We start from the raw sequence: 18,064 nt of genomic DNA on the forward strand, positions 1-18,064 counted from the left end.
ACTAAGGTTGACTGTAGGGTCACGTGATGACCCTATGTCTCGCAAAAGTTGTTCGGTTACACTGATTTCACTCCAGTGCCGCGGTCCTCGCCAGGACCGCCCCGACCCGACTAGTGAGAGGTTGTCCATGGCTGACTATAAAGCGCCCCTGCGTGATATGCGCTTCGTTCTCAATGAAGTCTTCGACGTGGCCACCCTGTGGGCACAGCTGCCCGAGCTGGCCGAGGCGGTCGACCAGGACACCGCTCTGGCGGTGCTGGAAGAAGCCGGCAAGGTCACCGCCCGCAGCATCGCGCCGCTCAACCGCGCCAGCGATGAAGAGGGCTGCCACTGGGACAACGGCAGCGTACGCACCCCGGCCGGTTTCATCGAGGCTTACCAGACCTACGCCGAAGGCGGCTGGGTCGGTGTTGGCGGTGATCCGCAGTTTGGCGGCATGGGCATGCCCAAGGCGATCTCGGCTCAGGTCGAAGAAATGATCAACGCCTCGAGCCTGTCGTTTGGGCTGTATCCGATGCTCACCGCAGGGGCCTGCCTGTCGATCAACGCCCATGCCAGCGAAGTGCTCAAGCACAAATACCTGCCGAACATGTACAGCGGCGTCTGGGCCGGCTCGATGTGCCTGACCGAGGCCCATGCCGGCACCGACCTGGGCATCATCCGTACCAAGGCCGAGCCGCAGGCGGATGGCAGTTACAAGGTCAGTGGGACCAAGATATTCATCACCGGTGGCGAGCACGACCTGACCGAAAACATCATTCACCTGGTGCTGGCCAAGCTGCCGGACGCACCCGCGGGGCCCAAGGGCATTTCCCTGCTGCTGGTGCCCAAGTTCCTGGTCAACGACGACGGCAGCCTGGGTGAGCGCAACTCGGCCCACTGCGGCTCGATCGAGCACAAGATGGGCATTCAGGGCTCGGCGACCTGCGTGATGAACTTCGACGGCGCGGTCGGCTACCTGGTCGGCGAGCCGAACAAGGGCCTGGCGGCCATGTTCACCATGATGAACTACGAGCGCCTGGGCGTCGGTATTCAAGGCCTGGCCTCGGCCGAGCGCTCTTATCAGAACGCCGTCGAGTACGCCCGCGATCGCCTGCAAAGCCGCTCGCCAATCGGCGCACAGGCAAAAGACAAAGTCGCCGACCCGATCATCGTCCACCCGGATGTGCGGCGCATGCTGCTGACCATGAAAGCCTTGATCGAAGGCGGTCGAGCATTCTCCACCTACGTTGCCCTGCAACTGGACAACGCCAAGTACAGCGAAGATCCGACCATGCGCAAGCGCAGCGAGGACCTGGTGGCATTGCTGACCCCGGTGGCCAAGGCGTTCATGACCGACACCGGGCTTGAATGCACCGTGCATGGCCAGCAGGTGTTTGGCGGCCACGGTTACATCCGTGAGTGGGGCCAGGAGCAACTGGTGCGCGACGCGCGCATCACCCAGATCTACGAGGGCACCAACGGTATTCAGGCGCTGGACCTGATGGGCCGCAAGGTGGTCGCCAGCGGTGGCGCGTTGTACCAGGTGTTTGCCGACGAAATTCGCCAGTTCGTGGCTGGTGCCGATAGCGAGCTGGGCGAATTTACCCTGCCATTGGCCACTGCCCTGGATCAATTGGATGGGCTGACCGAGTGGGTTATCGAACAGGCCAAGCTCAACCCGAACGAGATCGGTGCAGCTTCGGTTGAGTACCTGCACGCGTTCGGCTATGTCGCATACGCGTATATGTGGGCGCGCATGGCCCAGGCAGCCAAGGCAGGCGAGGGCGATGCGGCCTTCTATCAGGGCAAGCTGGGCACGGCGCGGTTCTACTTCGCGCGGTTGCTGCCGCGGGTGGATTCGCTGGTGGCTTCGGTGAAGGCGGGTAGCGAGTCGCTGTATCTGCTGGATGCCGCGCAGTTCTGATCGCCGGCGTTGCATGCCGTAACAAAGCTGGGGTGATCTGTAAGCCTTTTCCTACACGACGTGGTGACTTTTCGCCTCTATCTTCAGATTGGATCCACAGCTAATATTTCTCACATGGACGGAACGCAGGAAGCGTAAAGGACAGAACAGGGACACGAAGGAATCTCGCCAGGATGGTGAGGCGATAGGGATGTCAGGGAAACAGTCTGGAAAACCCCGCTTAGGCGGGGTTTTCTTTGTTGCGTGGTTTTTGCCGTCAGCCCAGTACGTCCAGCGGCGACACGCCCAGCGGGCGACCGTCGGTTTCTTCTTCGAGCAATGTGCGCAACAGCTCCAGCGAAGCCTGTTGGCGCTGCGCATCGCGAAACACCAGGCCAACCTTGAGTGGTACGCGGGGTTCGCTGAGGGGCTTCCACAGTAGCCCCTGATCATCCTCGGCCGCCGCCTTGGCGCGCCCTGGCAGGATGGTTGCCAGCGAGGTGTGCGCCAGGCTGTCGAGGATTCCCGCCATGTTGTTCATTTCGGCCTGTACCTGCGGCCTGCGGCCCTGGCTGGCCAGCTGCTCCTTCCAGATCTGGCGGATCTGAAACTCTTCACCCAGCATAAGCAGCGGCAATTCGGCCGCCTGCCTGATCGAGACCTTCTTGAAGTCCTTCAACTGATGAGTGTTGGGGATGACCAGTTGCAGCTCATCTTCATACAGCATCAGCCCGTGCAGGCCTGCCTGGCGCGGCGGCAGATAGCTGATGCCGATATCCAGATTGCCATTGAGCAGACGCCGCTCGATCTCCAGCCCCGACAGCTCGTAGATCTGCACCACCAAATGCGGCTGCGCCCGGCGCACGCGCTCCAGCAACTGCGGCACCAGCCCGGGGCGGACGGTCTGCAGGACACCGATGGCGAGGGTACGCAGTGCCTGGCCTTTGAAGCTGCGCATAGCCTCATGGGCGCGCTGTAAACCGTCGAGCAAGGGCTGGGCATGGTTGTACAAGGTGTGCGCGGCCAGGGTCGGCAGCAGGCGCTTGTTGCTGCGCTCGAACAGGCTCAGGTCGAGGCTGTGTTCCAGTTGCCGAATCTGCTGGGACAAGGCCGGTTGCGACAGTGACAGGCGTTCGGCAGCACGGCCGACGTGGCCTTCTTCATAGACCGCGACGAAATAACGCAGTTGGCGAAAATCCATAAGCAACACTTATCGAAAAAGCTGGGAAATCGAAATGGCCAGGGTGCCCGGTTGTGCCTAGTCTAGCGGCGTTTTCAAGCATTTACCTGCTGTTGCAGCGACCGATTGTTGCAGTCGCTGAAAAACACTTTTGATAGGCCACGCTGAAAGATCGGTCTGGAGTTCTGATGAATCTGTTCAAGCTGCGTCGGCCAGCTGTCGCGGTGGTCGAACCTGTACCAGCAGCACCGGCAGCTGCCGCGTCGCTATCGAGCGAATGGCTGATGGCGTCCGCCGCGCTGCCTGCGCCGATTTTTGTGCGTGGGCAGGGCTCGTGGTTATGGGACAACGACGGTCGGGCTTATCTGGACTTCACTCAAGGCAGTGCAGGCAACAGTCTCGGCCATTGCCCACAAGTGGTGAGCGAAGCGCTGAGTGCTCAGGCCCAGACATTGCTTAACTGCGGCGGGCAGCTAACCAACCACAACCAGTTGCTGCTGGCGCAGAAGCTTTGCCAGAGCACCGGCAGTGACCAGGCATACCTGCTCAACAGCGGTGCCGAAGCGTGCGCAACGGCGATCCGCCTGGCGCGTAAATGGGGCCAACTGCATCGCAGCGGCGCCGATCATGTCATTACGGCCAGCCAGGCTTGCCACGGGCGCGGTCTGGATACGTCGGGCTTCAGCCAGGTGCCGTTCAACGACCTGAGCGCACTGCACGCCGCCGTCGACTCGCGCACGGTCGCGATCATGCTCGAACCGATCCAGGGCGAGGCCGGCGTTATCCCGGCCAGCCGCGAGTATCTCCAGGGTGTCGAACGGCTGTGCCGCGAGCTGGGCATTCTGCTGATTTTCGACGAAGTACTGACCGGCATCGGCCGCTGCGGTGCGTTGTTGGCCGAACAGCGATATGACGTGCGTGCCGACATCATCGCCCTTGGCACAGGCCTGGGGGGTGGCGTGCCGGTCGCCGCGCTGCTGGCCCGCGGCAGCGCCTGCTGCGCCGAGCCTGGCGAGTTGCAAGGCAGCCAGCACGGCAATGCACTGATGTGCACAGCCGGCCTGGCGGTACTGGAGAGCGTGCTCGCGCCTGGCTTCTTCGAGCAGATCAAGGACCGCGGCCGCCACCTGCGCGAAGGCTTGAGCAGGTTGTCTGGGCGTTATGGTCATGGCGTGGTGCGCGGGCAGGGTCTGCTGTGGGCGCTGCAGTTACACGATGAGGTGGCGCCAGCGTTGGTGCAGGCGGCATTGCAGGAGGGCTTGTTGCTGCAGGCGCCCCAGCCCGATGTAGTCCGCTTTGCCCCGGCGCTGACGATTAGCCGCGGGCTTGTCGACGAGATGCTGCTGAAGCTGGCCAGAGCCTTTGCCCGGCTGCACGGGCAACAGCACAACCGTCGCGAGATGCGCGCCTGATCGGCAATAGCGCTCACTTATTTCAACGAACCGTCTGGCGTTTCTGCGCATCGCCCCTGGCCTGTCTTATTCGGCCCGGGGCGTTTTTTTGTGCACGCTGTAGGAGCGGATTACGCTCATTCGGCAAACCCTACCCGCGAGCGCAATACCGCCGCCTGCGGAACCTCTGCGCAAGCGCGCGAGTCTGTGTAGTAACCACTGACGGAGAGACATGCATGGACTTCATTCGCATCATTATCGCGATCCTTCTGCCGCCGCTTGGCGTGTTCCTGCAGGTCGGCTTTGCCGGTGCGTTCTGGCTGAACATCCTGTTGACGTTGCTGGGTTATATCCCCGGCATCATCCACGCGGTGTATATCATCGCCAAGCGCTGACGTGACGAGGGCCGCGCTGCGGCCCTCTGTTGCAATTGCGGGGTACTCGGCTCAACGGTCGAGAACCCGGCAATAGAACTTCCATTCTTCCTCGAGTGCATGCGCAAGGTTCTCGGCCTTGCGCAAACCATGCCGCTCACCGGCATAAAAATGCCCTTCAGCCTCGATCCCGTTAGCTTTCAGCGCCGCCAGCATGACGCGGGTCTGCTCGGGGACTACTACGGCATCCAGTTCGCCCTGGAAGAAGATCATCGGCACCTTGATTTGCTCGGCGTGCAGCAGCGGTGTGCGTTGGCGGTAGCGCTCGGCGTCTCGTTCAGGATCGCCAATCAGCCAGTCCAGATAATCCCCTTCGAACTTATGCGTCGCCCGTGCCAGCGCCAGCGGGTCGCTGACGCCATAGAGGCTGGCGCCGGCGCGAAATACATCGGCGAATGCCAGCGCGCACAGGGTAGTGTAGCCGCCAGCACTGCCGCCGCGAATGAACGCCTGCTGCGGGTCGATCAGGCCAAGCCCCGCCAGGTAACTGACTGCAGCGCAGGCGTCTTCGACGTCGACTTCGCCCCAGCGCAAGTGCAGCGCTTGCCGATAGGCGCGGCCATAACCGCTGCTGCCGCGGTAGTTGAGGTCGGCCACGGCAAAGCCGCGTTGGGTCCAGTACTGGATGCGTGGGTCGAGTACCGGGTAGCAGGCCGAGGTCGGCCCGCCGTGGATGAACAGCACCAGCGGCGCGGCGCCTTGCGGCTGGTTGGCCGCAGGGTAGAAGAAGCCATGCGCATGGGCGTCGCCGCTGGGATAGCGGATCGGCTGCGGGCGACTGACCCGCTCGGCGGGCAGCGGCAGGCCACCGCCGCTAAGCACGCTGGTCTGGCCGCTGACACGCTCGATGGCGATGACTGCGGCTGGGCTGATCGGCGAGGCGGCGATGGCGTAGATATGGCGGTCGTCCAGAGCCAGACTGCGAAAGCGGGTGTACTCGCTGGCGAAGCGCTGAACCTGATCACCGCTGTGCAGGCCAAGCTGGGCAAAACCGTCTTCGAACCAACTGGCCAGATAGCTATCATGGGCGATTGCCAGCCAACTGCTGGCACCCAGTTGCCAGGGCGCGGCGGCGTGGTCGGCGGCGACTGCTGGTAGTGCTTTCCAATCGCCCTCGATCTCGCCCCATGGCTGCCAGAAACCGTTGCGATCAGACAGGCAATACAGCCTGCCTTGCCCGTCGAAGCGGGGTTGCTGCAAGGACTGCTCTGGGTCGATATCGCCGGCCCGGCATAGTGCGGCAGTCCACTCGCCGTGTCTGTCGCGCTGGCGACACATCAATCGAGTGCGGGTCCAGGGCTGTGCCGGGCGGTCCCATTCGATCCAGGCCAGGCGCTGGCCGTCTTCGCTCAGGGTCGGTGCCGAATAGAAGTCGGCGCCTTCGGCCAGCACTTGACGGCCCTCATCGGCGAAGCAGACCAAGCGATGCACAACGCTGTCAGCGTGCTGCTCTTCGACAGCGAGCACTGAGCCGGCATGCCACAGCACATCTCCATAGCGGCAGTCGGCGGCAGCGGTCAGGGCGCGTGGCGCAGAGCCATCGAGGCCTTGCAGGTAGATCTGCTGATCGGACTCGTTGACGAATACCAGCACCTCCTCGCCCAGGCAGAAGCTACCGCCGCCGTATTCGTAGACACGGCTGCGTGCGCTGAAACCGTCCGGGGTCAGGCAATGGGGTTGCTGCTCGCGCCAGTGCCACAGGCGGCAAGCGCCGTCGGCAGGGCGGAATTCGTTCCAGAACAGCCCGGCCGCGCCGACCTTGAGGTCGGCGAAGTCGGTGCCGGCGGCGACGGCCTGGGCGGCGCTGAACTCAGTTGCGGGCGATGACTCGGGAGTTTCGTTCATTGCGGAATGTCAGCTCTTCTATGGCCTGATGGGCGTGCTCGGCTTCCTCACGTGCCTGGAGGATGATGCCATGCTCGGCCGACTTGGCGCACACCGGGTCGGCGTTGCTGGCATCGCCGGTAAGCATGAACGCCTGGCAGCGGCAGCCGCCGAAGTCCTTTTCCTTCTCGTCGCACGAGCGGCAGGGTTCAGGCATCCAGTCGAAGCCGCGGTAGCGGTTGAAGCCGAACGAGTCATACCAGATGTGCCGAAGGTCGTGCTCGCGCACATTGGGGAATTGCACCGGCAACTGCCGCGCGCCATGGCAGGGCAGTGCGGTGCCGTCGGGGGTGACGGTAAGAAAGATACTGCCCCAGCCATTCATGCAGCCCTTGGGTCGCTCTTCATAGTAGTCAGGGGTGACGAAAATCAGCTTGCATGGGTTGCCAGCTGCCTTGAGCCGCTCGCGGTACTCGTTGGTGATGCGTTCGGCCCGCTCCAGCTGCGCACGGGTTGGCAACAGCCCGGCGCGGTTGTGCTGCGCCCAGCCATAGAACTGGCAGGTGGCAAGCTCGACGAAGTCGGCCTCAAGCGCCACGCACAGCTCGATGATACGGTCGATCTTGTCGATGTTGTGCCGGTGGGTGACGAAGTTGAGCACCATCGGGTAACCGTGGGCTTTGACGGCGCGGGCCATTTCGAGCTTTTGCGCGAAGGCTTTTCTCGAGCCGGCGAGCAGGTTGTTGACCTGCTCGTCACTGGCCTGGAAGCTGATCTGGATGTGATCCAGCCCGGCGGTCTTGAACTCGGCGATGCGCTTTTCGGTAAGGCCGATGCCGGAGGTGATCAGGTTGGTGTAGAAGCCCAGCCGGCGGGCCTCGCCGATCAGCTCGGCAAGGTCTTGGCGCACCAGCGGCTCGCCGCCAGAGAAACCCAACTGTGCCGCGCCCATCTCGCGCGCTTCGGCCATGACCTTGAACCACTGTGCCGTGGTCAGCTCCTGGCCTTGCTCGGCAAAATCGAGCGGATTGGAGCAGTACGGGCATTGCAGCGGGCAGCGGTAGGTCAGCTCGGCGAGCAGCCACAGCGGCAGGCCAACGCCGGGTTTGCCGGCTGTTTCAGGCGAGGACGATCCAGTGTTCGGCACGGGCCACCTCCATGAATTGCTCGATGTCGTCAGCGACCTCGGGCACATCGGGGAACTGCTGGGAAAGCTCGGCGATGATCACCGCGACCGAGCGCTGGCCATTGATCAGGCCGCCAATCAGCGCGGCACTTTCGTTGAGTTTGATCATGCCCTCCGGGTACAGCAAGACGTGGCCTTGCTGCGCCGGCTCATACTGGTAGCGGTAGCCTGGGCGCCAGCTGGGCACCTGTTGACGGTCAAGACTCATAGTGTGATCCCCTTGTGCCAGACCCGCTCGCGGGTGACGGAGTGGTAGGGAGGGCGGTCCAGCTCATAGGCCATGCTCATGGCGTCGAGCATGCTCCAGAGAATATCCAGCTTGAACTGGAGGATTTCCAGCATGCGCTCCTGGCTGGCGCGGGTGGTGTAGTGCTGCAAGGTGATCGCCAGGCCGTGCTCAACGTCGCGCCGGGCTTGGCCAAGACGGGTGCGGAAGTACTCGTAGCCAGCCGGATCGATCCACGGGTAATGCTGTGGCCAGCTGTCGAGCCGCGACTGGTGAATCTGCGGCGCGAACAGCTCGGTCAACGAGCTGCTGGCGGCTTCCTGCCAGCTGGCGCGGCGGGCGAAGTTGACGTAGGCGTCGACCGCGAAGCGCACGCCGGGCAGCACCAGCTCTTGCGAGCGCAGTTGCTCCGGGTCCAGGCCGACCGCCTGACCCAAGCGCAGCCAGGCTTCGATACCACCGTCTTCACCGGGCGCACCGTCGTGGTCGAGCAGGCGCTGGATCCACTCGCGGCGAATCTCTCGATCCGGGCAGTTGGCGAGGATCGCGGCGTCCTTCAGTGGAATATTCACCTGATAGTAGAAGCGGTTGGCGACCCAGCCCTGAATCTGCTCGCGGCTGGCGCGGCCGTCATACATTGCCACGTGATAGGGGTGATGGATGTGGTAGTAGGCGCCCTTGGCGCGCAGAGCCTGCTCGAATTCGGCAGGCGACATCGGCGTTGCGTCGCTCATGTGCGGCTCCTACAGCTCGATGCTCATGCCGTCGTAGGCGACTTCGACGCCGCGGCGTTCGACTTCGGCGCGCTCGGGCGAGTCTTCATCGAGGATCGGGTTGGTGTTGTTGATGTGGATAAGGACCTTGCGCTGGCTGGCGAAACCGTCCAGCACTTCAAGCATGCCGCCTGGGCCGCTCTGCGCCAGATGGCCCATCTCGCGACCGGTGCGGGTACCGACGCCACGCTGCCGCATTTCATCATCACGCCACAGCGTGCCATCGACCAGCAGGCAGTCGGCACCCTGCATCATTTCCAGCAGGGAGTTGTCGACCTGACCGAGACCTGGGGCGTAGAACAGCTTGCCGCCTGTGCGCAGGTCTTCGACCAGCAGGCCGAGGTTGTCGCCTGGATGCGGGTCGAAGCGGTGCGGCGAATACGGCGGCGCGGCGCTGCGCAGCGGGAACGGGGTGAACTTGAGGTTGGGGCAGGCCGGGATGACGAAGCTGCCTTCGAGTTCGATACGGTTCCAGGCCAGGCCGCCGTTCCAGTGGCTGAGCATGTTGAACAACGGAAAACCGCTGGTCAGGTCCTGATGGACCATTTCGGTGCACCAGACTTGATGCGGGCAGCCTTCACGCAGGCTGAGCAGGCCGGTGGTGTGGTCGATCTGACTGTCGAGCAGGACGATCGCGTCGATGCCGCTGTCGCGCAGTGCACGGGCCGGCTGCATCGGTGCAAACGCCTGCAATTGCGCGCGGATATCTGGCGAAGCGTTGCACAGGACCCAGTGCTCGCCGTCGTCGGACAGCGCGATCGATGACTGGGTGCGCGCCTGCGCGCGCAGCGAGCCATCCCTGAAACCCTTGCAGTTGACGCAGTTGCAGTTCCACTGCGGAAATCCGCCACCGGCAGCTGAACCAAGAATCTGGACGTACATGGCCACCCTCTATGCAAAATGCTGTAGGCAAAAACAACAACGCCCCGGCGGGACCGAGGCGTCTAACCGCAAGCCAGGCTTAGCGGTTGGCGAAGTACATGGTCACTTCAAAGCCAATACGCAGATCAGTGTAAGCAGGTTTTGTCCACATGGGATTACTCCTTCGGGATGGGGCTTGAGGGTTGTCAGCTACTTATTTGGTACCCCCCTGAAGCAGGAGGTTCCATTTGCTGAGGTTGCGCTATCTTACAAGATAATTATGTACCAGAAGGTTCATTTTGCGAGAAGGGTTGTTGCGTGGCGAGTAACAATCTCGGTCAGTGCGAGTCAGGCGCTGGGCTGTTGGCCAGGCATAGCCAGCCGTGCTGGGCCTTAATCAGGGCTGTCAGCAAGGCGTCCAGACTAGTTTGATCGGTGTCCAGAATAGCTGCTTGCAGCAACCCGAGATCGGCCGCTGCACCGGCCAGGTGGCTTTGCCATGCCCACTGCGCGACCTCGGCGTCGGGCATCGCTGCCTCGTCGAAGCTATCAGCCAAAGCTTGCCGAACGGCGGTGTCGAGGGTCACGCCTGCGCTGAACACCTCAAGCAGATGTGCGAGGATCTGCGCCGGCCGGACGTGGGGCGATTGCACGCCAAACAGCAGGCCGCCGATGCCGTCGGTCTGGCGGAAGGCGCTGAACACTACGTAGCCCAATTGCAGTTCGACCCGCAGGCGCTGGTACACCGGGCCCTGCAGCAGTTGTGCAAGCAGCCGTCCGGCGCCTTGTAGCTGCGCCGGCAGCGGACAGAAAAGTAACAGCGCGTGTTCGCTGCCTGTTACGTCGGCATATAGCCAGCGTTTGCCCGACACAGTGCTGGCATCGAGCGACTGCTCTTGGTCGGCTGCCTCGTCCCACATCGTGCGGGTGACTGCCGAGCCCAATGCTGCCAGTTCAGGGTCGCCGAAGCCGACCGCCAGGCCTCGGCAGCGAGTGCTCCGCCAGACCTGGTCGAGGATTGCCTGATCCAGCACTCCGGCAGTTTCTGGCTGAGCGGTGGGCGCAATCGCTACCTCGTCGGGCCAACGCTTGAGCAGCGCCCTGATCGGAATCAACGCAGGTTCGTCCGCTACGGGTGCTTGCCAGCAGTCAGCTGCAGGTTGGTTCAACATTGTCAGCGCCTTTTCAACCAACCGCACCACGGCCGCGGGGAGCCCGGCGCAGCGTAACTGCCAGTACTCGCCGCTGCTGCTGAAGTCCATGTGCAGCGAGGCCTGCTCGGCGCGCTCGGTCAGCGGCCGTAGGGCGTTGACCAGCACAGCGTGCAGGCGCTGGCGCAGAGGTGTTGCGATCCTCCAGCGCAGATACAGCGCGGCGTATTGGCGCGAGCTGGGCAGGCAGGTACTGACGCTCAGGGCGGCTGGTAGCGCTGCCGTCGGGTTGGGCAAGCTCGCGAGCAGCAGAGGATCGGCGGGCGGCAGTTGCCAGCTTGCGTATGCCTGCAGCGGCAGGCCATCCAATACTGCAGTCAGGGTCTGGAGCGATCGCGCATCGAGTGCTTGCAGCGGGTTTTCACGGCTGTCTCGCTGCGCCAGCTCCAATGCGCTGGCGGACATCGCCCGGCGCTGTTGCAGATGAGCATAGGCTGCGTTCAACGCGTCGAAGTCTGCTTGCCTGATGAACTGCAACCAGCCGTGCAGCAGCGCTCTTACCTCATCGACCTGCGCGGTGTCGGTCAAGCGCAGACGTATCGTCCAGAGCAACTGGCCGGCGAAGGCATACAACAGCTTTGGCTGGCATTCACGCACCCAGCCGCGTTGGCGCAGTGTGTCCAGCCAAGTGCCTTCGCGGCTGTCGCTGATGCACCCCAGCAGCAATTCCATGGCCTGCTGCGCACCCGCCGGCAATCCATCGTGGGCAAACAGCAGGTCGAGTTGGCCGTGCTTGGGCGCTGGCGGCACCAGCGGTTGTTCTTGCAAAGCCGGTGGCAGCGCCTGCAGCACTCGCTGGCCGCTGGCGAAAACGCTGGCGTAGCGCTCGCCCATGGCTTGCAGCTGGTCAAGCGACTGCGGCCCGCACAGGCTGAGGACCATTTGCCCGCCCTGGTAGAAGCGTTGGTGAAAGCCCCTGAGCTCGCGCTGAAACTGCGGGTTGTGCAGGTTCAGGCTGTATCGGTTGCCCGCATGAAAGGCGCGCAGCGGATGACCCGCCGCTAGCCGCTGGAGTAGCGCGAACTGGTCCTGCGCTTCACGATTGCGCGACCAGGCGATGAACTCGGCGTGGATCACCTCGCGCTCACTGACTTGCCGCGCCAGGCTCAGGTCAGGCCCGGCGAGCATCTGGCATAGGCGCTCGAGGCCACCGGCCAGTGCAGCGGGCGGCACTTCGAAGAAAAAGTCAGTGGTACGTTCGCGAGTGCTCGCGTTGACCTGGCCGCCAACGCCCTGAACGTAGCGCATCAGGCCGTCGTCCAGCGGAAAGCGCTCGGTGCCGAGGAAAAACAGATGCTCGAGAAAGTGCGCCAAGCCAGGCCAGCGCGTCGCTGCATCATGGCTGCCCGCATGCACGCGCAAGGCCGCCGCCGCACGCTTGAGGCGCGGCGCGTGACGCAAGGTAAGGTGCAGGCCGTTGGCCAGGGTCAGATGGCGAGTGGCGTCAGACATGAGTTCTCCAAGGGCGAATGCGCATGCTAGCGCATTCACGCTCAGCGCTGGTGCAGGTCGCGCCGCAGGTCCTGCAAGTACGGGAATGCCTGGCGCCCGGCCACGACCTGTTGCCTGTCCAGCTCCGCGTGCAGCTGGCATTCATCTTCGCCAGCCAGCGCCAGCACAGCGCCGTCCGGGCCGATGATGCTGCTCTGCCCGCAATAATGGATATCGCCTTCCGCGCCACAGTAATTGGCGTAGAGCAGGTAGCACTGGTTTTCCTGAGCGCGTGCGCGCACCGTCACCTGGCAGACGAAGTCGTATGGCTTCATGTTCGCCGTCGGCACCAGAATCAGCTCGGCGCCATCCAGCGCCAGACGCCGGGCGTTCTCGGCAAACTCGATGTCGTAGCAGATCAGCATGCCGACCTTCCACCCATTCAGCTCGACCACCGGGAAGTGATTGCTGCCGGCATCGAACATGGCCCGGTCCAGCTCACCGAACAGGTGCGTCTTGCGGTAGTTGGCCAGGCTGCGGCCATGGCTGTCGATCAACTGCACGCTGTTGTAGATGGCCCCGTCTTCGCAGCGCTCGGGGTAACCATAGACAATGGCAATCCCGAGCGCCTGGGCGATCTCGACCACGGCCATGGCCGAGGGCCCGTCCGACGCTTCAGCCAGCTGCTCGACCTGTTCACTGCCGATGTTGTAGCCGGTCAGGAACATCTCCGGGCACACCAGCAACTGCGCGCCGCTGGCGGCTGCCTGGTGCGCCTGCTGCTGCAGGCGTTCGAGGTTGCCAGGCAGGTCGAGGGGGCCGGGCTGGCCTTGATACAGAGCGATGCGCATGCCGCCTCCTGGTCAGTCGGGCAGGGCGATCGGCCCAAGCTCGTCGAATACGTCGCCTGGGCCGGGGTTGTCCGGGTGGGTCTTGCCGCCGAAGTGGTTGATGATACCCCACACCGCGTTCAGCGAAGTCTGCACCGCGCCTTCGACCCAGGCCGGGGTCCACGACACATCGTCACCGGCGATGAAGATGCCGCGTTGCGCGCTTGGCAGGTGGTCCTGCATGAAGTGCGCGTACATCCGCTGGTTGTAGCGGTAGTGGCCCGGCAGCGCACCTTTGAAGGCGCCGAGGAAGTACGGGTCGGCCTCCCATGAGATGGTGATCGGGTCGCCGATGATATGCCCTGCAATGTCGGTGTTCGGGTAGATCCGGTGCAGGGCGTCCAGTGCCAGCTGCACGCGTTTTTCCACCGGGTGCGGGAGCATCTTCAGGGCGTCGCTCATCCACGCGTAGGACAGGCAGATCACCCCCGGCTTGTCGTCGCCGTTGTCGAACAGATAGGTGCCACGGGTCAGGCGGTCGGTGAGGGTCATGCTCATCAGATCGCGGCCGGTTTCCGGGTCCTTGTCCTTCCAGAACGGCCGATCGACCATGACGAAGGTCTTCGACGATTGCATGTAGCGGGTGCGGTCCAGAGCCATCCACATCTTCTGCGAGAACAGCGACTCTTCGCAGTCGATCTGGGTGGTCAACAGCCAGCTCTGGCAGGTGGTCAGCACAGCGGCGTAGTGGCGGCAGCCGCCCCAGGTATCGGTGACCGCCAGTTGGCCATCGCTGGCACGGGCAATCCGTTTGACCCCGGTGCGCGGCGCGCCGCCATGCAGCGAGCTGAGGCTGGTGCCTGCCGGCCAGTGCGCGCAACGCTCCGGCACATGGCGCCAGATGCCTTGAGGCACCTGCTCGACACCGCCGACGATCAAGTGCTGGTGATCGTCGCAGTTGGTCATTACCACGCGGAAGATTTCCAGCATCGAGTTGGGGAAGTCCGAGTCCCAGCCGCCGGTACCGAAGCCAACCTGACCAAATACTTCGCGGTGCTGGAAGCTGAGCTTGGCAAAGGCCTTGGAAGTGGCGACGAAGTCATAGAACGTGCGGTCGTCCCACAGCGGTACCAGAGTGTTCCACAGCTCCTTCAGGCGCGGCACATCGCGGTCGCGGATGGCCTGCTGGATATCACCAAAGCGCGCGCCGCTTTCCAGCGCGTCCGCCCAGGCGTCGGCGACTTCCTGGAACAGGGCTGGCAAATCCGCCGCGCTTTCGGCGTAGTAGGTCTGGCCTTCGAGGTCGATGACGGTACTTGGCGAAGCTGGCGTCAACGGGTTGGGAAACGGTTTGGTTTCCAGGCCCAGCTTGTCGACGTAATGGTAGAACGCCGTCGACGACACCGGAAAGCGCATTCCGCCCAGCTCGGCGATGATCCCATCGGTGCCGTTGAAAGCTTGCGAGCGCAGGCGGCCGCCCATCTTCGACGCTTCATACACCACTGGTTTGAGGCCAAGCTTCATCAGTTCGTAGGCCGCTACCAAACCGGCAATACCCGCACCGATAATCGCTACTTCTTCGCCCTGTCGATCCAGCGGAATACTACCCAGGCCGGCCGGATGCTCTAGCCAGTCGTCAAAAGCGAAGGGGAAGTCCGGGCCAAAAATCGTGATTGGTTTCTTGCCGTCGGCGGGGTGGCGATTGTTGTTCATGTAATGACCTTGCCAGGAGCTGCGCGGAGGGCGAAGCGTGAGTATTGAAAATGCCTGGGGTCATTCTAGGGTGTGCGCAGTTCGTTATTAAGATCTATGCTGACGTCGTTTTAACCTATATGTCGTCATTCTGATGTTAATGGTGTCGTTATGACGACAGCAGTAACTGGCTGTCAGATCGGCTGGCCGCGGTCTATCTTGCTGCTGAGGATGATCGACGTGGTGGTTTTTTCCACACCGTCCAGGCTGCCGATCTGGTCGAGCAACTGGTCCAGCTGTTCCGGCGATTCGCTGTGCAGCCACGCCACGTAGTCGAATTCGCCACTCACGGCACAAAGTTGTTGCACCTGGCCCATGGCCGTCATCCGCCGCACCACCTCCTTGCCCGCGCGCGGTTGGACCTTGATCCCGACATAAGCTTGCAGCCCACCGCCGATCAGGCGCTGGCCCAGGCGTACGCCGTAGCCCGCGATGACTTTGCTGTTTTCCAGGCGCTCCAGGCGTGAATTGACCGTAGTGCGGGCAATGCCCAGCTGCCGGGCGAGGTTGGCGACGCTTTCGCGGGCGTTGATCTGAAGCAGGGCGATCAGCTGGCGATCGATTTCGTCGAGGATGATTTGACGCGGTTGCGACATGTCGGCTCTCTGCAGCTGGAACTTGAGTGAAGACACTTATAACGCAGATAAACCCACTGCGGCACAGTCGCGGGCAGACTGGCGCAGTTGATCTATACTTTTGAAATCAATCGCAGTTCACACGCCAGTGGGTGTCAGGCCAACCGGGACGTAATGCCTGGCGATAACCCTTGAAGTCTTTAACAGTTCCAGAGATGGGAAGGATGACCAGATCCAAGGACCTTACACAGCTGCAGGTCGATGGCATTTTTTGCATCAGCTTGCGTGATCGCGCCGATCGCCGCCTGCTGCTGCAATACGAGTTCGCAGACAGCGGGCTAAAGATCGAATTTGTGCTGGTCGAGCGCGATCAACACAGCCCTGAACGGGGCTGTTTCGATTCCCATGTTCAATGCGCGCGCATTGCCTTGGAGCGCGGCTGTCGGCGCGTGTTGATTCTCGAGGACGACGCCACGCTGGTAGCGTTCGAGCCGTTTCAGGTCGAGCAGGTCAACCGCTTTCTGCAGAGCGCCGATCCAGAGCTGTTCTACCTGGGCGCAAACCTGGGCAAGGTATGGCTAACTTGGCGCCGTGGTATCGCCCGGGTGCGTGCCCGTGGCAGCCATGCTTATCTGCTGTCGAACCGCGGCTGTCAGCGCCTGCTGGAGCAAGGCGGTTACGCGGGCACTGCTCTGGACAAGGTCTTGGCGCAGCACTATCGCGGTTACATGGCCTTCCCCATGTTGAGCCAGCAACAGCCCGAAGAAATCGCCGCCAGCGATATCGTCCGCGCCCGCTCCACCGACGGCACCGCCGCCGATGCGGCGTTCTGGCGCGATAACTGGCGCCGGCAGTACAGCCAGGTGCTGCGTAATGTGGGTAAGACGCTGTTGTTGCGGGACTTGTAAGGGGCGATGCCATTGATCAGCGGTGGCAGAGATTGATCTGATAGCGAGTACTGCGTCCGCCGCCGGGCAGGCGTACCAGGCAACCTTTCTCGATCAGGTCGCTGAGGTGGCGAGTTGCAGTGGCTTTCGATACCTTTGCCACTGCTTGATACTGACCTGCGTTGATCCCATCAGCAAACCCCCCACGTTCATTGAACAGATCGCCATCGAGCAGGCGGTTGAGTACTTTGATCTGTTCGGCTGAAAGTGCCTGCTGGCCATGCTCCTGCCAGAATCGGGCCTTGCCCAGCACTCTGTCGATCCGTGCCTTTGCCTGCTCAAGGCTGCGCAGCAAGGTTTGCAGGAACCATGTCAGCCACGGGGTTATGTCCAGGCTCCCTTTCTGGCTGGCCTCAAGAATCTCGTAATAGCCTTTGCGATCCTCGAGAATGCTCGCGGACATGGCGTAGAAGCGAATCGCCTGCGGTTCTCCCTGAGCCAACGCCAGGTCGGTGATTGCCCGTGTCAGGCGGCCATTGCCGTCGTCAAAAGGGTGCAGCGTGACAAACCAGAAGTGCGCAATGCCGGCGCGCAGGAATGGATCGAGGTTGGGGGCGTTGCGGGTGGCGGCGAACCAGTCCAGGAACGCTGACAACTGTTCATCCAGCCCTTGCCGAGGCGGTGCCTCGAAATGCACCTTGGGCCTGTCGAGCCGACCCGATACCACCTGCATCGGCTCCTCACCCCGCAAGCTGCCCACCCGTACAGGTGCCGATAGCCGCTGCTCGTCCGCCGGAAACAACAAATGATGCCAGCGCAGTAAACGCTCCTGCGTCAATGGAGCAGCCTGCTCGCGAGTGGCATCGAGCATCAACTCCGCCAGGCCCTCACTGCGCGGGCTGGCGCGGCCCTCGGCGTCCAGCCCCAACCGACGCGCCAGAGAGGAGCGTACCGACTCGACATTGAGCTGTTCGCCCTCGATGGCCGAGCTGGTGATGATGTTCTGTAGCAGCGCGTCGAGCGTGTTACGAGCCTGGTCGGTGTTGCTGACCACACCGGCCATCCCAACCAGACGACCTTGTGCCAGAGCGCAGGCACGCAGCAACGGTGCGAGCGGCTCTTCTTGCCAGGTAAACTTTGGCCAATCGGCGTGTTGCCAGATCCAGAACGGGAGAGTCATGTGGGGAGGGCCTCAGGGTGTGAGCCGATTATAGGTCTTATTCGGCTCACTTTGTGAGCCGAATAGCGTTGCTAATCGGCTCACCCACGGCACTGCGTTCCCTAGAGGCCATTGCGGCGTAAACGTATGACGCCGCCCCAGTTGTTACCTTAAACGGCAGATGCAAATGCATCTTGCAGCCCTGAGGCTACAAGAAACCGAGTTTTTTGGAGGTTTTTAGCCTCAGGGCTACAAATCGGCGGGCTGTCATTACGGCATCAGTTAATGGACCAGCTTGGATTTCCGCTGACACTGAGTATCCAGCAGAAACGAAAAAGCCGCGCAATGCGCGGCTTTGGAGTTGGTGGGCCCACACGGACTCGAACCGTGGACCAAAGGATTATGAGTCCTCTGCTCTAACCAACTGAGCTATAGGCCCCAGAGGTGGCGGGGATTATA

At 62.5% G+C, this 18,064-nt stretch carries 16 protein-coding genes and 1 tRNA gene; 4 read left to right on the forward strand and 13 right to left on the reverse strand.

Features of this window, described 5'->3' with window-relative positions:
• Nucleotides 1-127 precede the first annotated feature (127 nt).
• On the forward strand, nt 128-1,906 hold the full coding sequence (locus HU736_RS17305) for an acyl-CoA dehydrogenase C-terminal domain-containing protein (protein WP_186700436.1): 1,779 nt from the start codon (nt 128-130) through the stop codon (nt 1,904-1,906).
• A 256-nt stretch (nt 1,907-2,162) separates the two neighbouring features.
• Here the strand turns inward: HU736_RS17305 and HU736_RS17310 are convergent, their stop codons facing one another.
• Nucleotides 2,163-3,086: a LysR family transcriptional regulator gene (locus HU736_RS17310; protein ID WP_103435213.1), complete on the reverse strand. Its 924-nt coding sequence runs from the start codon at nt 3,084-3,086 to the stop codon at nt 2,163-2,165.
• 167 nt (nt 3,087-3,253) lie between these two features.
• Between HU736_RS17310 and HU736_RS17315 the strand changes: the two genes are divergently transcribed.
• Nucleotides 3,254-4,477, forward strand: coding sequence for an aspartate aminotransferase family protein (locus HU736_RS17315; protein ID WP_186700434.1), 1,224 nt, complete (start codon nt 3,254-3,256; stop codon nt 4,475-4,477).
• 215 nt (nt 4,478-4,692) lie between these two features.
• Nucleotides 4,693-4,851, forward strand: coding sequence for a YqaE/Pmp3 family membrane protein (locus tag HU736_RS17320; RefSeq protein ID WP_101322414.1), 159 nt, complete (start codon nt 4,693-4,695; stop codon nt 4,849-4,851).
• A gap of 51 nt (nt 4,852-4,902) precedes the next feature.
• Here HU736_RS17320 and HU736_RS17325 read toward each other — a convergent pair whose 3' ends face one another.
• The 10 genes from HU736_RS17325 to HU736_RS17370 form a co-directional block, all read right to left on the reverse strand.
• Complete coding sequence (locus tag HU736_RS17325; protein ID WP_186700432.1) at nt 4,903-6,735, reverse strand: alpha/beta hydrolase family protein; 1,833 nt, start codon at nt 6,733-6,735, stop codon at nt 4,903-4,905.
• Nucleotides 6,701-7,861, reverse strand: coding sequence for a pyrroloquinoline quinone biosynthesis protein PqqE (gene pqqE, locus HU736_RS17330; RefSeq protein ID WP_186700430.1), 1,161 nt, complete (start codon nt 7,859-7,861; stop codon nt 6,701-6,703). The genes HU736_RS17325 and pqqE overlap by 35 nt, the downstream gene beginning before the upstream one ends.
• Nucleotides 7,833-8,108 carry a pyrroloquinoline quinone biosynthesis peptide chaperone PqqD gene (gene pqqD / locus HU736_RS17335; protein WP_103435209.1) on the reverse strand — a complete coding sequence of 92 codons (276 nt, stop codon included), beginning with the start codon at nt 8,106-8,108 and terminating at the stop codon, nt 7,833-7,835. Before pqqD ends, pqqE begins: the two co-directional genes overlap by 29 nt.
• Nucleotides 8,105-8,860, reverse strand: a complete 756-nt coding sequence (gene pqqC / locus HU736_RS17340) for a pyrroloquinoline-quinone synthase PqqC (protein ID WP_101322410.1) — start codon at nt 8,858-8,860, stop codon at nt 8,105-8,107. Before pqqC ends, pqqD begins: the two co-directional genes overlap by 4 nt.
• Before the next feature lie 9 nt (nt 8,861-8,869).
• Nucleotides 8,870-9,781, reverse strand: a complete 912-nt coding sequence (gene pqqB, locus HU736_RS17345) for a pyrroloquinoline quinone biosynthesis protein PqqB (protein ID WP_186700428.1) — start codon at nt 9,779-9,781, stop codon at nt 8,870-8,872.
• A 79-nt stretch (nt 9,782-9,860) separates the two neighbouring features.
• Complete coding sequence (gene pqqA / locus HU736_RS17350; protein WP_003243383.1) at nt 9,861-9,932, reverse strand: pyrroloquinoline quinone precursor peptide PqqA; 72 nt, start codon at nt 9,930-9,932, stop codon at nt 9,861-9,863.
• Nucleotides 9,933-10,098: 166 nt separating this feature from the next.
• The gene (pqqF, locus tag HU736_RS17355) at nt 10,099-12,423 is read right to left on the reverse strand and encodes a pyrroloquinoline quinone biosynthesis protein PqqF (protein WP_186700426.1); all 2,325 of its coding nucleotides are present in this window, start codon (nt 12,421-12,423) and stop codon (nt 10,099-10,101) included.
• A 41-nt stretch (nt 12,424-12,464) separates the two neighbouring features.
• Entirely contained in the window at nt 12,465-13,253 is a 789-nt protein-coding gene (locus HU736_RS17360) for a carbon-nitrogen hydrolase family protein (RefSeq protein ID WP_186700424.1), read from the reverse strand.
• Nucleotides 13,254-13,265: 12 nt separating this feature from the next.
• Nucleotides 13,266-14,945, reverse strand: a complete 1,680-nt coding sequence (locus HU736_RS17365) for a flavin monoamine oxidase family protein (RefSeq protein ID WP_101322406.1) — start codon at nt 14,943-14,945, stop codon at nt 13,266-13,268.
• A 173-nt stretch (nt 14,946-15,118) separates the two neighbouring features.
• A complete protein-coding gene (locus tag HU736_RS17370; protein ID WP_101322405.1) occupies nt 15,119-15,580 on the reverse strand; it encodes an Lrp/AsnC family transcriptional regulator in 462 nt (153 codons plus the stop codon).
• A gap of 203 nt (nt 15,581-15,783) precedes the next feature.
• Between HU736_RS17370 and HU736_RS17375 the strand changes: the two genes are divergently transcribed.
• Nucleotides 15,784-16,467, forward strand: coding sequence for a glycosyltransferase family 25 protein (locus tag HU736_RS17375; protein WP_186700422.1), 684 nt, complete (start codon nt 15,784-15,786; stop codon nt 16,465-16,467).
• 16 nt (nt 16,468-16,483) lie between these two features.
• Here HU736_RS17375 and HU736_RS17380 read toward each other — a convergent pair whose 3' ends face one another.
• Nucleotides 16,484-17,626 (reverse strand): Fic family protein, encoded by a 1,143-nt coding sequence (locus HU736_RS17380; RefSeq protein WP_186700420.1) that lies wholly within the window; start codon nt 17,624-17,626, stop codon nt 16,484-16,486.
• Between the two features lie 341 nt (nt 17,627-17,967).
• Nucleotides 17,968-18,044: transfer RNA gene (locus HU736_RS17385), tRNA-Ile, on the reverse strand.
• Between the last annotated feature and the right edge of the window lie 20 nt (nt 18,045-18,064).

It is taken from the genome of Pseudomonas shirazensis (assembly GCF_014268785.2).
GTDB lineage: Bacteria > Pseudomonadota > Gammaproteobacteria > Pseudomonadales > Pseudomonadaceae > Aquipseudomonas > Aquipseudomonas shirazensis.